Source organism: Sphingobium sp. SG1, assembly GCF_057063145.1.
The window spans coordinates 14903-31019 of the sequence record NZ_JBVVOJ010000019.1 but is presented as its reverse complement, the minus strand read 5'-3'; the positions used below and the strand labels follow the sequence as shown (position 1 = coordinate 31019).

Sequence of the window (16117 nt, the reverse complement as noted above, 5' to 3'; positions counted from 1 at the left end):
GTATTTCCTTTCAATAGAACCAGGGTGCCCACCAGTCGATGGTGAGCGCCAGGATGGCGACGGCAAGGCCCAGCCACAGCACCGCCTTGGTGGTCCAAGCCGATTGTGGACGAGCGCAGTAGGAACCGTCTTCACAGGGCGGTTTCGGCTTGAAATAGACATGCCAGAAGCCGTAGCCGAGCAGCGCGAGCGTTACGCCTGCGACATAGGGCTTGTAAGGTTCGAGCGCCGTCAGGTTGGCGATCCACGCGCCGGAAATTCCGAGCATAACCAACAGTAGCGGGACGACGCAGCAAGCCGAGGCGAGCCCCGCGCCGATCAATGCGCCCGCCGCAACCCAGTTTGCCTGCTTCGGCTCGTGGTTTTCGGTGAGGGCTGGCTGTCCCGCTTCCGGCGTTGAGACCATGGCTTGAATCCCTTGTTCCAACTGAGTGATTCGCAGTGTAGGCTCTGTAGCCACTACAGACTCAAGAGGTATTTTCATGGAGCAACAGGTCGGCATCTTGCGTGCCCAGCTTGCCCGGAAAACAGGCTGCAATCTCGAAACCATCCGCTATTACGAGAAGGTGGGATTGCTGCCGGGGCCGCCTCGCAGTTCCAACGGCTACCGCGTCTATTCGCCGGAACTGGTGCAAAGGTTGCAGTTCATCCTGCGCGCGCGCGACCTTGGCTATGCAATGGATGAGATACGGTCATTGTTGTCGCTCACCGATACCGGTGCACAAACCTGCGCGGAGGTTATGGCGAGAACCGAACTCCACCTTGAAGATGTCCGCCGCCGCATTGCAGATTTGCAGAAGATAGAGGTGACGCTGGCGACCACGTTAGCCAGATGCACTGGAGATGACGTTGCCGAATGTCCCATCCTGGAAGCACTCCAGTTTTTACCCCATCAAGGCAATTGACGCCATCTTTGAGGGATTTGATTTTGTGATGTCAGCTTGGAGTATAGCCTAACCGGACGTCAGGGCGCTACCGCGGTTTCTGTCAGATTAGGGTACTAAACGGAATTTGTTGACGAATGTCGTTGCGTATCATAGATTTCAACCTGACATTTTGATGGAGAGAGTGCGCAGTGAAGGGGCAACGGATCGGCTATGTCCGGGTCAGCACGTTCGATCAGAATGTGGATCGCCAATTGGAAGGTCAGTCGCTCGATCGGACCTTCACCGACAAGGCATCGGGCAAGGACGTCAACCGCCCCCAGCTTGAGGCTCTGCTCACTTTCGCCCGCGAAGGCGATACCGTCGTCGTCCACAGCATGGATCGGTTGGCCCGCAATCTGGATGACCTGCGCAAGCTGGTCCAGGGCCTCACCAAGCGAGGTATCCGGATCGAGTTTGAGAAGGAAAGCCTGTCCTTCTCGGGGGAGGACTCCCCGATGGCCAATCTGATGCTCTCGGTCATGGGTGCGTTTGCTGAGTTCGAGCGCGCCCTGATCCGCGAACGGCAACGCGAAGGCATTGCGATCGCTCGGCAGCGCGGCGCCTATCGGGGGCGGAAACGGTCGCTCTCGGATGAGATGATTGCCGATCTGCACCGCCGCGTTGCCGCCGGTGAACGCAAGGCGACCATCGCGCGCGACATGGGCATCAGCCGCGAAACCCTCTACCAGTACCTTCGCGCCGATGCCTGACACCAATGTTCACATTATGTCCGGAAAATCGTTGTTCAGCGTACAAAGCTTGAGGTGACGCCTATCCCGTATGATGTGCCAATCATCAAACCTACGAAGAACACGGGGATCATGAGCAGAAGCATCGAGCCGAAGCGTGTTCTACGGCGAGAGCTTTGGATCGCGAGCGCATCACGTTGCAGCTTGAGGGCTGTTATGATCGTCTCGGTAGCAAGGGTGATTTCATGGGCGTCGTCGCCCACATTTGTAAGCAATTGCTCAACGTCTGTCAGAGGGCGTTCCAACTGTTTACCCACTTCGCTTAGGCCGTAGACTCATTAGCGGCAATCCACCTGCCATGACCATGTCGTTCAAGGCCAACCCAGCATCGCTGCTCGGCGGCATCAGGGCTGGCCAGAAAGTCCGGTTTACGGTAACGACCGGCGGCACGGCACCTGAAGTGACGGCCATCCAGGCGAACTGAGGAACAGACAGCTACCAAGATGAAGCGATTGTTGCGCCTTTTACTGTTCGTGGGAGCCTTCATGGGGCTGCTCCTGCAGACGGCTGCCTATGCGGCGGGTCCGGAGATGGCCGTCAGGGTTGCGCCGCTGCGGGAAATGGACGCGAACTGCATGGAGATGATGCAGCAGCAGCCTGACAAGAAGCCCTGCCACGGTCTCACCCTGAAGTGTATCGCGACCATGGGTTGCATCACGACTGTTGGCCTGCCGAGCGTCGGTGCACCAGTGTTGGTGCGCCAGTTCGCCGAACCCCAGATCTTCTGGGCAACCTCCAAGGTGCTCATCGGCAGCGATTCTGTTCCTGAGCATCATCCACCGTCTCTCCTTGGCTGAATCTGCCGGCCGTAGCGGGCTCGTCGGGCAATCGAATGCCTGGGCATCCCGGAGCGGCAATCCATTCAATTCAGCTCAAGGAATACGATCATGAAGACTTTCACCGTTCTGGCCGCGCTGGCGGCCGCGCTCACCATGTCCGCGCCCGCCTTCGCACAGGACACCACGCCCCCTCCGGAAACTGGCCATTGGGAATGGCGCTCCCAGCCCTCCTATGGGCCGCGTGCTCCGCTGCGTGCTCCGGTTCGCGTCTGGGTTCCGGCCAATGCCGCCGCTGCGAGCGAGCAGGCGAAGTCCGCGAACTGCGATTGCGCCATGATGCACGCCTCGGCGGAGAAAGCCGCCGACTGCATGAAGATGGACAAGGCAGGAAGCTGATCCGGGTGTTCTCCCGGCCGTGCCATAGAGCACGCTCGGGACGGAGTTGTCGGCGGGGTAACCCTCGCCTCGCCGACAGTGTCCAGCTTTTCAGCGTCCCCAAGCGGCTGGAATGCCCGTTCGAGGCGCCCCAAATGCGTGGCGACCTGATACATAAGCACCCTTATTGCGGCCGGGACCTGCCTTCATGCTGTCGTGGCTCCGCTGAAAGGACATCGATATGACCCGAAGGCTTCAACAGAATATTTCGCTCGGCCTCCGAACTATCCGACGTAAGAACGACACATGGAGCAACAACAAGGCCCGGCTTGCAAGATCAGTTACGACCGCTCTTTCGCTCCTGCTTCTGGTGCCGGCACCTTCATCGGCTCAGGCCGGTCTGGATCACATGGATCCCTATATGAACGGGGTGCCCGTCACTGCGGGTCCGGAACTCAGTCTCAACGAAGCCATCGCGCTTTCGCGGGGCGATCAGCCCAGCATTGCCGCCTATGAGCGCGACGCGAAGGCGTCGGAAGAAGCCGCGATTGCGGCAGGCACGAAACCTGATCCCGTGCTTACGGGCAGCGTCCAGTCCTATCCTGTAACCGGCCCAATCGCGTTCAGCCCCAATCGTGACGACTTTACGATGTACACGATCGGCTTCATGCGCGAGGAGGTGCGGCGCTCGAAGCGCGAGGCCGCCGCTGCAGCGCTTCGCGCCGATGCCGTCGTCAGCCGAACCGAAGGCAGCGTGCAGGAACGCCGGATCAGGCGCAGCGTGATGATCGCCTGGATCAACGCTGTCGAAGCGAACGCCAAGCAAAAGCTGCTGGCCCGCATCATTTCCGATCTCCAGGTGGGGCATCGGGTGATGGAAGCCGGCATTCCGACCGGTGCATCGACGCCATCGACTGCCCTGCAGATGCAAGCGGAAATCTCGCTTGCGGAGGTGCAGCTTGCCGAGGCACGAGGCCAGGAAATTCGGGCGCGTGCGGAGCTGGCGCGATGGATTGGCGAAGCCGCCCGGCGGCCGCTGCCGACAGGCATTCCCGCGATCGACCTCCCAGCCGATGTCGACACCAAGTTCGACCCGGCTGCTCATCCCGAAGTTCGACTTGCCGATGCCGAGGAAACGGCCGCGCGGCGGCGGACGGACATGGCTCGCAGGGATCGCAGGCCCAACGTCAGCTGGGGCCTGAACTACTCGTTCCGGCCCGACTATGGCGATTATGCCGGCGTGACGCTGAGCATCCCGCTACTGCTCAATCGCTCGAAGCTCCAGGATCGGCGCATCACCGAGGCATCGGAACGGGAGGCGGCCGCCCGGCTTCGGGCGGCCGACATGCGGCGAGACCTCGGCGGCCAATATTATGCGGCCGTCGCGGATTATCAGGCCGCGGACGCGCAGCTTACGATCCTCACCAAACAGTCGGTGCCCTCTCTCGAGGCTTCGTTCGATGCGGCGGAGGCTCGTTACGGTGCAGGCCAGGGAACGCTCGAACTGCCGCTGTCGCTCGTGCGACGGTATGTCGAAACCGCCATCCAGACGCTTGAGGAGCGGGCAAAGCGTGCCCGCGCCGCGACCGAGATCTCTTACCTCTCACAGGACGTCGCGAAATGACCAGGAAGAAATCAATCCTCGCGGCGGGTGCCGCGATCGCAGTGTTGCTCGCCGCCGTCGGTGGCTATTGGCTCACTATGGGCAATCATGCCGCAGGGGGAGGCGGCAAGGGTGGTGTCATCGATGGCGTCGTTCAGGACGCTTCGGGCCGGCGCGTGAAATACTGGTTCGATCCCATGCTGCCTGCCGAGCGTTATAATGCTCCCGGCAAGTCGTCGATGAACATGGACCTCATGCCCAAATATGCCGATGAGGCTGGCGACGGCGGCATCGCGGTCTCGAGCCAGGTCCAGCAAAATCTCGGCATTCGAACCACACGCGTCGAATATGCCAACCTCTCGCCTTCGGTCATCGTGGTCGGCCGCGTCGAGGTCGACGAACGCCGCATCGCCGCTGTCCAGACACTCACGCCCGGCTATGTCGAGCAGCTCAACGTCAGAGCGGTCGGCGAGAAGATCTCGGCCGGCAATCGCGTCGCCAGCGTCTACTCTCCCGAACTGCTCGGAGCGCAGCAGGAATATACGGCACTCCTGCGTATCGGCAGATCGACCATCACGCCCGACTTGCAGCGCGCGACGCGGCAGCGCCTGACGCTGCTCGGCCTGCCCGAGGGCACGATCCGCAACCTAGATCGAGGCGGCAAACCCCAGCGTACTTATGACGTATTTGCGCCGCGTTCGGGCGTTGTTACCGAAATCGGCGCCCGGCCCGGCGCACGCGTCGAGGTCGGGCAGTCGATCCTGACGCTTGCCGACCTGTCGCAGGTCCTGGTGGTCGCCGAGGTTCCCGAAGTGTCGCTTGGACAAGTGAAGGTCGGCCAGCCTGTCCAGATCAGCTTCTCCAGCTATCCCGGCGAAGTGAGGCAGGGCCGGGTGGACTATATCTTCCCGACGCTCGATCCGGAGGCTCGCACCGGGCGGGTCCGTGTCGTCCTTCCCAACGGCGATGGCAGCCTGAAGATCGGCATGTTCGCCAATCTCACCATCGCGGGCAGCAGCACGAACGCCCTGGTCGTGCCGAGCGAGGCGGTCATTTCGACCGGTAAGCGCAACGTCGTAATCACGCAGCGCAACGGCGGCTTCATACCGGTCGAAGTGCAGCTCGGCCGCACCGTCGGCGAGAAAACCGAGATCCAGCGTGGCCTCGCGCAGAATGATGTCGTCGTCGTCTCGGGCCAGTTCCTAATCGACTCCGAAGCCTCGCTTGCTGGCCTCATCGAGCGTCTGTCGCGCGGACAGCCGGTAGCCACCCAGCCGCAGCCGATGCCCATGCCGGGCGGACGGCAACCCGAAAATCAGTCGAATCTCATCGAGGGGAAAGGCGTCATCAAATCGCTCGACACGGCGGGTGCCAATGTGACGCTCGCCCATGGTCCGCTCCCGGCCATCGGCTGGCCCGCCATGACCATGACCTTCCCGGTCCAGAATGCGTCGCTCCTGCGCGGTCACAAAGCCGGTGAGCGCGTCACCTTTGCGTTCAGCAAACCCGATGCCGGCAAGACGCCGACCATCACGCGCCTCTCCCCGGAGGGTGCGCAATGATCGAGCGCATCATCCGTTGGTCGGCCGCCAACCAGCTGATCGTTCTTCTGGCGGCCGCCTTCCTTGCGGCAGCCGGCATCTTTGCGGTGAACCGCACCCCTCTCGACGCTCTGCCCGACCTGTCGGACGTCCAGGTGATCATCCGCACGCCCTATCCGGGCCAGGCGCCGCAGATCGTCGAGAGCCAGGTGACCTATCCGCTGGCCACGACGATGCTTTCGGCGCCGAAAGTGAAGGCGGTGCGCGCCTTCTCCTTCTTCGGCGATTCCTTCGTCACGGTGATCTTCGAGGATGGCACCGACCTCTACTGGGCGCGGTCGCGAACGCTCGAATATCTCAATCAGGCGGCCGGGCGCATGCCGGCCGGCGTGACGCCGGCGCTGGGTCCCGACGCGACCGGCGTGGGCTGGGCCTATGAATATGCCCTGGTCGACAAGACCGGGCACAGCGACCTCGGGCAGTTGCGCGCCCTCCAGGACTGGTCCCTCAAATATCAGCTCAAGGAAATCCCAGGCGTCGCCGAGGTGGCGAGCGTCGGCGGCATGGTCCGCGCCTTCCAGGTCCAGGTCGACCCGGAGAAACTTCAACTCTACCGTATCTCGCTCAACGACGTGACGGACTCGATCAAGACCGCCAACAACGAGACAGGCGGCTCGGTGATCGAGCGCGCGGAAGCGGAATATATGATCCGCGTCGGCGGCTATCTCAAAAGCCTCGACGACTTCCGTAACATCCCGCTCAAGGTGAGCGAGACCGGCGTGCCGATCACGATCGGCGACGTCGCGCGCGTCCAGATCGTGCCCGACTTCCGGCGCGGCATCGCCGAGCTCAACGGCCAGGGAGAAGTAGCCGGCGGCGTCATCGTCGTTCGTGCCGGCGCCGACACGCGCTCGGTGATCGATGCCGTCAAGGCAAAGCTCGAAGACCTGAAAGCGTCCCTGCCGCCGGGTGTTGAGGTCGTGACCGTCTATGATCGCACGAGCGTCATCGATCGGGCGGTCGAGAATCTCACGCACAAGCTGCTCGAGGAGTTCATCGTCGTCGCGATCGTCTGCGTGATCTTCCTCCTGCACTTCCGATCGTCGCTTGTAGCGATCCTGACGCTGCCGCTCGGTGTGCTCGCTGCGTTTATCATCATGTACATACAGGGCGTGAACGCGAACATCCTGTCGCTCGGCGGCATCGCGCTCGCGATCGGCGCGATGGTCGATGCCGCCGTGGTCATGATCGAGAATGCCCACAAGAAGCTCGAACATGCCGAGCATGAACATGGCGGCATGACCGAGAAGTTGCGGCGCAGCACCCTGATCGAGGCAGCCGTCGAAGTCGGCCCCGCGCTCTTCTTCTCGCTCCTCATCATCACCCTCTCGTTCCTGCCGGTGTTCTCGCTGGAAGCGCAGGAAGGCAAGCTGTTCAGGCCGCTCGCCCTCACCAAGACCTATTCGATGGCGGCCGCGGCGGGCTTGTCGGTGACGCTGATCCCCGTGCTGATGATCATGTTCATCAAGGGCAAGATCCTCCCCGAGGAAAAGAACCCGATCAACCGGTTCCTCATCTCGGCCTATCGCCCGGCGCTGACCTGGGCGATGCGCAAGCCCAAGCTCGTGCTGGGCCTTGCCCTCGCGGCCATCCTTGCCACGGCCTGGCCGGTTTCGCGGCTGGGCGGTGAGTTCCTGCCGGCGCTCGCGGAAGGCGATCTTCTGTACATGCCGACCGCGCTGCCCGGCCTCTCGGCGTCGAAAGCCTCCGAGCTGCTCCAGACGACCAACCGGATGATCAAGACGATACCCGAGGTGAAGACCGTGTTCGGCAAAGCCGGCCGCGCCGACACCGCCACCGACCCGGCTCCGATCGAGATGTTCGAGACCACCATCCAGCTAAAGCCGCAAAGCGAATGGCGGCCGGGCATGACGATGGACAAGATCGTTGCCGAACTGGACTCGCGGGTCAAAGTGCCGGGTCTCGCCAATGTGTTCGTGCCGCCGATCCGCAACCGCATCGACATGCTCGCGACCGGTATCAAGAGCCCGGTGGGCGTGAAGGTCACGGGACCCGATCTGGCGACGCTCGACCGGCTTGGCGCCAAGGTTGCGCAGGTGGTCAAGGGTGTCCCTGGCACGTCCTCCGCGATCTCGGACAAGATCCTGGGCGGCCGTTATATCGATGTCCAGATCGATCGGCTTGCCGCCGCGCGCTATCGCCTCTCGATCAAGGACGTCCAGAACACCGCGGCGGCCGCCGTCGGCGGCATGGAGGTCGATCAGAAGATCGAAGGCCTGGCGCGCTTCCCGATCAATGTCCGCTTCCCGCGCGAAAGCCGGGACAGCGTGGAGGCCCTGCAGAACCTGCCCATCGTCGCACCGACGGGCGGTATCGTTCCGCTCGGCGCGGTCGCCAGGATCGCGATCGCTGATGGCCCAGTCATGGTGAAGAGCGAAAACGCCCGGCCGTCGGCCTGGGTTTATATCGATGTTCGCGGCCGTGACATTGTCGGGTTCGTCAACGAAGCGCGGCGGCGCGTCGCCAAGGAGGTTCCGCTTCCTCCCGGCTACTCGATGGTCTGGTCCGGGCAGTTCGAATATGCCGAGCGCGCTTCCCAACGCCTGATGTGGATCGTTCCCGCGACGATCGCCGTGATCTTCCTGCTTCTGTTCCTGGCCTTCAAAAGGGCGCGGGAAGCGTTGATCGTGCTGTCGACACTGCCCTTCGCACTCGTCGGCGGCGTCTGGCTGATCTATCTGCTCGGCCACGCCTTCTCGATCGCCACGGCAGTCGGGTTCATCGCGCTGTCGGGCCTCGCCGCGGAGTTCGGCGTCATCATGCTGGTCTATCTCGATCGATCAATCGAGGAGCGCATCGAGGCGGGCAAATTCTCGACGGCCGAGGATCTCGAAGACGCCCTGATGGAGGGCGCGGTTCTGCGCGTGCGCCCGAAGGCGATGACGGCAGCGGTCATCCTCGCCGGACTGTTCCCGTTGCTCATCGGCACCGGGACCGGATCCGAGGTCATGCAGCGCCTCGCCGCTCCCATGATCGGCGGCATGATCACCGCTCCGCTGCTTTCGTTGTTCGTCTTGCCGACGATCTACAAGCTGCTCGGCGTGAAGCGTTTCCTACACCGCGCCGGCGACCCCGAAGACGAGGCGCCGAAGCTCAAAGCGGCCCATCCGGAGCCGGCCTAGCGCCGGCTCCGGATGCGGGCCCCTAACCGAAGTCCATCCTGTCGTTGGACCATAACCGAAGGAGAATAGTCGTGAAACTGATCTACACCGCATCCGCTCTTAGCGTCGCAGTCCTCCTTGGCGCCTGTGGCTCGAAGACTGCGAGCGAAGCGCCGAGCGCGGCCAACAGCGCCGAAACCAACAGCGCCATGTCAGGCATGGCGCCATCGGACTCTATGTCGAACATGGACAATATGTCGAACATGGCGAGCCCGGCGGCGATTGAGACCACAATGGCTAAGGCAACGGGCAAGGTCACCGCCATCGACCCGGCTGCCGGCACCGTTACGATCGCGCATTCCGCCATTCCCGAAGTGAAGTGGCCGGCGATGACCATGACTTTCAAGGCCGATCCCAAGCTGCTTTCCGGCGTCGCCATGGGCGATCAGGTCGCGTTCGATCTCACCGTCAAGGGGAGCGAGGGCGTGGTCACCGCGATCAAGAAGCAGTGATCGGCAATCCGTTCTCACCAGGATCGGAATTGTGGGTCTGATGATCGAGGTCACATCAGCCATCGTGATTGAAGCTGCGCCAGACCGGGTCTGGCGCACACTCACGGACTTCGCGCATTTTCGGCAATGGCATCCGTTCCTGGAGCTGGAAGGCGTGGCCGAAAAGGGCGCGAAGGTCGGCTACTGGTTTCGCCTGGACCCGGCAGGGCCGCGTCGATGGGATACCACGGCCGTGGTCAAGGAACTCGAGGCGCCGCGCACATTGGTGTTCGAACTCGGAATTCGAGGCCTGATCTGGATCGAGGAGCGTTTTGAGCTGTCCGAGACCGTGGGGGGAACCCTTGTGAAGCACGGCGCCAGCTTCACAGGATTCCTCCCCGCCGTGCTGCCAAGTGGGTTCATCCAGCGCCGTGCACTGCCGATCTACAAGACGCCGATCGAATGGCTCCAAAGCTATTTCACGCCCTCGCCCAGGCGACAACCGAACCGGCTTCAGCGCCGGAGCACACGACACCGACATTGACGCTTGAATTTATGAGGGGCGCGTCGCGCCATCCCTGCCTCGTTGACGATGCGTTGATATTGAGGACCTGCATATGCTCTCTCGCCTGTTTCCTTGCCTGCCGCACCCGCCCGCCGGTTTCGCAGCAGGTGCCGCCCCGTGATCACGAACGGGCACCAATATAAAGTTGCCCGCCGGGCGCTTCTCTCCCTGCGCGCGAAGGCGAGACGCGCGGACGATCAGGTCGCCGATATCCGCCCAGGGACTGCCCGTGCGAAACCGCCACAGTATCCCGTTCAACACCCTGCGGTCGTCTACCCGAGGCACCCCGCGCGGCTTGTTAGGAAGCAGGGGCTCGATGATCGACCATTCGAAATCTGTCAGATCGAAACGACGGCGCATGTCCAAGGCTCCTTTCCCGAGCCTTGAATCAAACCGTGATTCAGCGCGCAAGTCCGTTTATGAGTTCACGACCTAGATCAGACCAAGCGAGGTTTCTGGAATGAATCACGCGAAGCAAGGTTTCAATGTGACGATCGAGATCGGACACGCCTCTCGATGGCACCGGATCAGGCCGGGGAATGTTCATCGTGCGGTTTCCTGTTTCCAAAAGGCATGTGCCATGCACTTAGCGCGAGCGGGACGGCTTTCTCTCCTGCTGGCGAAGCGTCAAATCCTCGCGGGCTATGCGGGTGGCCTCATTCTGGCGCTGTTGCTCGAAGCGTGCCGCAGGAATCGGTCCGCCGTTCTCAATCCGCTTGGCCACCGTTTCCTTCGCGTTCTCGATGTAGCGCGCCTGATCCTCCTTTTTGGGAAAGCGCGTCTTAGCTTCGATTGAGGCCGCCAGGACGTGCGACTGCGCGGCCTTGAATTGCGGATCGGTCGCATTCTCGCGGTGGGAGTTGCGGCGGAATTGTTCGGCCGCTGCGCGAGACTCGGTAGGGTCTTGCTTTGCCATGCTCGCTCTTTTCGTAGGGTCTTGAGCTTCGCGCGCCTTGTCACGCGCCGCCAGTCTTTCTCCCTCAAGCTTCAGCTGGGGAGAAGGCTCGAAGTCTTTGACGGCGACACCGGCGCGGGCGGCTTCCAGATAGACCGCCTTCTTGAAATCATCGCTGCCATGAACACGGATCGACTGCCAGCCATTATGCTTCGCAATGGCGACCGCATCGCCAATCGCATGGTCCTTGTTGATCCGAATGCCGTCCTGGCCTTTGATCGACATATCGGGCTTGTCGTCGCGTCCACTACGGAACAGGTCGTCGCCGACCCGCAGATATTTCCGTTCGAGCTGGGCCGGTAGCGCCAAGGCGGCGTCATTGACCTTCTTGCTTTGGTCCGCCGCCTTTGACGGTGGATCGGAACGAGTGGGCGCTGACGCCTCTTGCCGTTCCGCCCTGGACCGTTCGCCTTCATGAATATTCAGCGATTTGTCGGTTACGGCGGCCGGTGCGGCTTCACGCTTCACCGTTCGGGGCCAAGCTTCAATATCAGCTAACGCGGCGCGCTCGCGTTGCTCCAATTCATTCGTAGGCGCCCCGCGTTTCACCGCGCCGTGATATTCTTTAATGGCTGGGCTTAGGTATTGCCCTACGGGCGTCGAACCGTCGTTCTGCCAGTCCGTAGATACAAGGTGTGCAGTTTTGCCATCTTTCTGCATCCTCAGCGAGTGATTGCCCGTGTCCACCTTGACGTAAGCCTGCATTGCATCGGGCAGAGTAGCGAAGGATTGCTTGCTTGAGCCTACTCCGTGAATCTCGAAGGGGCGCGGTTCGGTTTCTGCGCGCGGGCTTGTGCTATCATCGGCCATATTCTTCTCCCTCACTCAGAACTAGATCCCGGCGCTGACCTTCCCACTCCTCTTTCGTCGGGTCGGGACCAATAATGTCGTCGAAGTCGATTTCATCGAATGCCATGCTGCCGTCCTTCACTGTAAGGTTCGGCATGTCGCGATCGAGGGCGAGAACGTCTTCGGGAATGTCCTGCACCTGGTCATCGGCCAGCGCGGAATAGTCGTTGAAAGCCGCCAGCTCTTCATCGCTCAAATCATCGACGGGCGCGATCGGCGCGATTGGCTTGGGCAGCGCCGCTACTTCCGGCGCAGGCGTCAAGCGCGAGCGGAACACGGCATCCTTGAAGTAGCGGATTTTCTTGCCGCGAATGACAGGGATACCGCCCCGGATGACGAGAATATCTTCTTCGGGCAGCTGCATCAGCTCTTGCGGGAGCATCAGCGCGCGACGCTGTTCGGAGACTGTCTTGCTTCGATTGGCGAGCAATCCATGTATCGTCAGGGACCGGCTTTCCGCATCCTGACCGAGATAGCCGAGGCGTTCCGACAGTTCCTTTGCGACCCGCAGCTCCTTCGGCGTAAACGCAATTTCGACCCCGCAATTTGATACGATTTCGTCCGCGCCATGCTCCCCATAGACATTCCGCAGCTGGGAGCGGGACTGGATGACGGGAAGCAGACGGAGCCCATAGCCGCGCACATAGGAGAACGCATTTGCAATGACCTGGGCGCGGCCGAGCCGAGCAAATTCGTCCAGAATGAGCAGCACGGACAGCTTTTCGCCATCGTCGGGCAGTTGCCGCGTGTTGAGATCGATCAGCTGTTGGAAAAGCAGATTGTAGAGCGGCGCGACCCTATCGAGTTCATCCGGTGAGACGCCGAGATAGATCGAGGTCGGTATGCGGCGAAGGTCTGTCAGGGAAAAGTCGCTTTCGGCCGTCGCGCGATCGACAATTGGATTGATCCAGAGATTGAGCTTGGAGGTGACGGTCTGGATAATGCCGGTGAATGTGTTGTCCGCGCTGGACGTAAAATCGCTCAATGCGGCGCGGCACCCTTCCGATAGCGCGCTATCGCCGGCTTCCTTGGCGAAGAATGCCTTCATCCCCGGCATCGTGATAGTCCGGTATATCTCGCCAAAAGAGAACGGTCGTTCAGGCTTGGCCGCGATCCACGATGCAATGCCGACAAAGGCCGTGCGGGCTGATTCCGTCCAGAATGCCTCGCCCTTCTCCGGGGGCACGAAGAGCATCGTGGCAATCTTCTGCAATTCGACCAGGACCTCTATTGGATCGGCCCTGTTGATATAGCTAAGCGGGTTGTAGCGGGCCGTGCGGCCTTCCCTGTCCGTAGGGTTGAACAGCACAACCTTTTGGCCGCCCTTGCGGCGAAAACCCGCCGTGATTTCATAGTTCTCGCGCTTAATATCGAGCACGACAACCGAATCCGGCCATTGCAACAGATTCGGGATGACGATGCCAACGCCCTTGCCCGATCCGGTAGGCGCTTCGAGCAATACATGCTCCATCTTGCCCACCATGAGAAAGCCGTTGCGGAAAAAGCCATTGCGGACGCGGCCGAGCACAATGCCCTTCTTAGCGCGAAGGCCCGCCTTGCGGATTTCGCCTTCGCGCGCGAAGCGGGCTTCGCCGTGAAGGTTCCTTTTCGGCCGCAGGACGATAGCCATAAGCAACACCGGCAGCGGCACGCCTATGACCGCGCCTCGCCAGAGCGCTTCGGTCACGACAGGATCATGGCGGTAATACCAGAAGAAGCCGGGGAGCCTGAGCGGATCATAAGCCGCGGCGGGCATTTTGAGAAAGAACCACGCCACCGTGCCGGTCAGCAGGCCGATCAGCAGCAGTGTGATCGGAAGGAGGACGAGGGCCAGTGCGAGCCTGTTAGAGCCTGTTTTCTGGATCAAAATATATCTCCGTCACGCGAAAGCGGCCTTCGACCTTCTTGGTCTGCACGACCACATCAACCAGCAGCTTGAGCAGGCTGCGAATGTCGTCACGGGCCAGATCGGCGCCGCCCTCGCTTTCCTTGACCAGCAATGTCAGCTGTTCGAACGCGAGTTCGGCCGAGTCCGCATGGATCGTCGTGATTGAGCCGGGATGGCCTGAGTTGACGTTGCGGAGATAGAAGAACGCGGTGCCGTCGCGCAGCTCCTGCAACAGTATCCGGTCAGGCCGCATACGCAGGGCCGATTCCAGAAGATCCTTTGCAGAGATTTTCGCGGTGCCCTGCTTGTCCTTCGCGTAGAGCATGTGGACCACGTTGCGATGCGGAACGACCAATTCGCGCGTGTCTTCGATCGTCAGCAGCCGCTCATGCGGCGGAATGAGCTGGATCAGCCCTTTAGAGAGCGTCGTCTTTCCCGAGCCGGTAGCGCCCGAAATCAGGATATTCTTGCGGCCTCGGACCGCCTTTTGGAAAAATTCGACGTGCTTTCCTGCGTCGAGCAGATCGCGCAATTCAACATCGAGCGGCGAGACTTGCCTAGTCGCGATCTTTGTCTCGCTAAACAGCCCACCGCGCTCGAAGTCCTCCATCGTCAACGTCACCGATGACGGTTTGCGGATGGTGATGGACACGGTGCCGGCAGGGACAGCAGGCGGCACAACCAGCTGCACACGCTCACCGCTGGGGAGGATTGTGGAGCAGATCGGCGTGGACTGGCTTATGTCCTGATGCGTGAAAGCCGCCGCTGCCCGCGCGAGCGCGAGCAGCGACTTTTCATTGAGGTCAGGCAATGTCTCCCAGGACCACCCATCGCGCGTTTCAATTGCCGCCTCGCCAGCCTTGTTAATCACCAGCTCCGTTACGTCCTCACGCGCGAGCAGAGGGCGCAGCGGCAGTAAGGCGTTTTCGAGGACCGCCGTATTGCTCATTGGCTGCGCCGAAGCCGCAGGCCGTAGATGTTGGAGAAATCAAAGTCGCGCGCGACCATGATTCCCACTTCCGCGCCCTGATTGATGCGAAGCACCGGCTGAATCTGCATCGTGTCCCGCAAGATCGTGTCCGACGCTTGGCTGGGAACCCGCGTGACATTATCGGCGTCGGAGACTTCCGAGGCGGCGATCGAGGCGGCATCGTTGAGCGAACTGAACAACAGCGCGGCCCCGAAGCGTTCCCAAAAGAAGTTCTTCACGCCGCCTGCCATACCTGAACGGCCAAGCGCATCGCTGGCGGGCGAACCTACGTCGATCGCCACGCCGCGAGGCGTGACCGCGCGGTTCCATACCGCAAAGAGACGATATTTGCCGCGCTGGACGCCGGTTTGATATTCGCCCAAGACGCGCGTTCCCTTTTCCAGCAGGACGACGCGGCCGTTGTCCGAATAAATGTCGCGGGGAATGATGCAGCTGACATATCCGGGCTGACTGGAATCCATCGCGGTTTGCAGCACGCATGGAATGAACGACCCCGCGAGGATCAGCATATCGCGGTTGCCAATGTCGCGGCCTGACACCCGATCAATTTGCGAGGTCTGGCGCATGTTTTCGAGATTGGTCCGCCGCGATCCACCTTGCCCATCGCCATCGGCCGACGCACCAATCAACTGCGCGCCCTGTGCTCCTGTGCCGCCGCCCATGGGCAGGCCGGTGGCAGCTGCCACCGCTCCACCGACCCCACCGCCGTTTTCGCCACCATAAGCCATGATTCCGGCACGGCGCTGGGCCTCTGCAATGACTTGCCCCTCAGACTTTTGGGGGCGGCCACTTGCACCGGCTGTGCGGGGCGCTTGGCTTCCATCGAGCGCCGGCACTTCCGTCATGGGCACCGGCGCGTTCGGATCATTCGGCGCATCGGCAAGCGTTGGCGCGATGATCGACTTGGGATCGTAGTTGGCGAGCTGCCTTTCATCCGGCTTTTCCGCTTTCTCGGCCTTTTCGGTTGGATCGCTCCGCATCGCGTCGATTGTGCTGAAACCGAGAACGATCGCGCCGCAGGCAACCGCCGCGAGAACGACCGCCTTTTTGGGGTCGATCGACCTGTTCGGCAGAGCGGCAATCTTCGCCTGGCGCTCGCTTTGCCGCTCAATATCTTCGGGATCGGGCACCGGCTCAGACGCGAGGGGCCGGTTTTCGACCGTCTCGCCCTGCGAGATGATGTTGTCGCCATGCGGCGCGTTGTCATGATCGTTCGCAGCCAT

The 16117-nt window shown here is 61.6% G+C and carries 16 protein-coding genes and 1 pseudogene; 10 read left to right on the top strand and 7 right to left on the bottom strand.

The features are described 5' to 3' along the window. Positions 1 to 10 precede the first annotated feature (10 nt). Positions 11 to 406, bottom strand: a complete 396-nt coding sequence (locus AC0KVN_RS23980) for a mercuric transporter MerT family protein (protein WP_014072602.1) — start codon at positions 404 to 406, stop codon at positions 11 to 13. 76 nt (positions 407 to 482) lie between these two features. On the opposite strand from AC0KVN_RS23980, the gene AC0KVN_RS23975 reads away from it, so the two are divergent. Together AC0KVN_RS23975 and AC0KVN_RS23970 are read left to right on the top strand one after the other, a co-directional pair. After that, positions 483 to 905 carry a MerR family transcriptional regulator gene (locus tag AC0KVN_RS23975; RefSeq protein ID WP_014072603.1) on the top strand — a complete coding sequence of 141 codons (423 nt, stop codon included), beginning with the start codon at positions 483 to 485 and terminating at the stop codon, positions 903 to 905. A 170-nt stretch (positions 906 to 1075) separates the two neighbouring features. Next, the gene (locus tag AC0KVN_RS23970; RefSeq protein WP_483656433.1) at positions 1076 to 1636 is read left to right on the top strand and encodes a recombinase family protein; all 561 of its coding nucleotides are present in this window, start codon (positions 1076 to 1078) and stop codon (positions 1634 to 1636) included. Between the two features lie 35 nt (positions 1637 to 1671). On the opposite strand, the gene AC0KVN_RS23965 is transcribed toward AC0KVN_RS23970, so the two are convergent. After that, positions 1672 to 1932 carry a hypothetical protein gene (locus tag AC0KVN_RS23965; RefSeq protein ID WP_483656432.1) on the bottom strand — a complete coding sequence of 87 codons (261 nt, stop codon included), beginning with the start codon at positions 1930 to 1932 and terminating at the stop codon, positions 1672 to 1674. A 41-nt stretch (positions 1933 to 1973) separates the two neighbouring features. Between AC0KVN_RS23965 and AC0KVN_RS23960 the strand changes: the two genes are divergently transcribed. From AC0KVN_RS23960 to AC0KVN_RS23925, 8 genes are all read left to right on the top strand, one after another. After that, positions 1974 to 2099: a copper-binding protein gene (locus AC0KVN_RS23960; protein WP_483656431.1), complete on the top strand. Its 126-nt coding sequence runs from the start codon at positions 1974 to 1976 to the stop codon at positions 2097 to 2099. Between the two features lie 19 nt (positions 2100 to 2118). Then, the gene (locus tag AC0KVN_RS23955; protein WP_483656430.1) at positions 2119 to 2472 is read left to right on the top strand and encodes a hypothetical protein; all 354 of its coding nucleotides are present in this window, start codon (positions 2119 to 2121) and stop codon (positions 2470 to 2472) included. 90 nt (positions 2473 to 2562) lie between these two features. Then, positions 2563 to 2850, top strand: a complete 288-nt coding sequence (locus tag AC0KVN_RS23950; RefSeq protein WP_483656429.1) for a hypothetical protein — start codon at positions 2563 to 2565, stop codon at positions 2848 to 2850. 400 nt (positions 2851 to 3250) lie between these two features. After that, positions 3251 to 4453 (top strand): TolC family protein, encoded by a 1203-nt coding sequence (locus tag AC0KVN_RS23945; RefSeq protein WP_483656428.1) that lies wholly within the window; start codon positions 3251 to 3253, stop codon positions 4451 to 4453. Then, a complete protein-coding gene (locus tag AC0KVN_RS23940) occupies positions 4450 to 5994 on the top strand; it encodes an efflux RND transporter periplasmic adaptor subunit (RefSeq protein ID WP_483656427.1) in 1545 nt (514 codons plus the stop codon). Before AC0KVN_RS23945 ends, AC0KVN_RS23940 begins: the two co-directional genes overlap by 4 nt. Next, on the top strand, positions 5991 to 9176 hold the full coding sequence (locus AC0KVN_RS23935) for an efflux RND transporter permease subunit (RefSeq protein ID WP_483656426.1): 3186 nt from the start codon (positions 5991 to 5993) through the stop codon (positions 9174 to 9176). The genes AC0KVN_RS23940 and AC0KVN_RS23935 overlap by 4 nt, the downstream gene beginning before the upstream one ends. A 71-nt stretch (positions 9177 to 9247) precedes the next feature. Beyond that, on the top strand, positions 9248 to 9667 hold the full coding sequence (locus AC0KVN_RS23930; protein WP_483656425.1) for a copper-binding protein: 420 nt from the start codon (positions 9248 to 9250) through the stop codon (positions 9665 to 9667). Positions 9668 to 9707: 40 nt separating this feature from the next. Beyond that, the gene (locus tag AC0KVN_RS23925; protein WP_483656439.1) at positions 9708 to 10190 is read left to right on the top strand and encodes an SRPBCC family protein; all 483 of its coding nucleotides are present in this window, start codon (positions 9708 to 9710) and stop codon (positions 10188 to 10190) included. 228 nt (positions 10191 to 10418) lie between these two features. On the opposite strand, the pseudogene AC0KVN_RS23920 reads toward AC0KVN_RS23925, so the two are convergent. The 5 genes and pseudogenes from AC0KVN_RS23920 to virB10 all read right to left on the bottom strand — a co-directional run. Beyond that, positions 10419 to 10571, bottom strand: a pseudogene (locus AC0KVN_RS23920) (transposase); the annotation flags it as partial. Between the two features lie 226 nt (positions 10572 to 10797). After that, on the bottom strand, positions 10798 to 11976 hold the full coding sequence (locus tag AC0KVN_RS23915) for an LPD7 domain-containing protein (protein WP_483656424.1): 1179 nt from the start codon (positions 11974 to 11976) through the stop codon (positions 10798 to 10800). Then, positions 11966 to 13882, bottom strand: a complete 1917-nt coding sequence (locus tag AC0KVN_RS23910) for a type IV secretory system conjugative DNA transfer family protein (RefSeq protein ID WP_483656423.1) — start codon at positions 13880 to 13882, stop codon at positions 11966 to 11968. The genes AC0KVN_RS23915 and AC0KVN_RS23910 overlap by 11 nt, the downstream gene beginning before the upstream one ends. After that, complete coding sequence (virB11, locus tag AC0KVN_RS23905) at positions 13860 to 14852, bottom strand: P-type DNA transfer ATPase VirB11 (protein ID WP_267253191.1); 993 nt, start codon at positions 14850 to 14852, stop codon at positions 13860 to 13862. The genes AC0KVN_RS23910 and virB11 overlap by 23 nt, the downstream gene beginning before the upstream one ends. Then, entirely contained in the window at positions 14849 to 16117 is a 1269-nt protein-coding gene (gene virB10, locus AC0KVN_RS23900; protein ID WP_267253192.1) for a type IV secretion system protein VirB10, read from the bottom strand. Before virB10 ends, virB11 begins: the two co-directional genes overlap by 4 nt.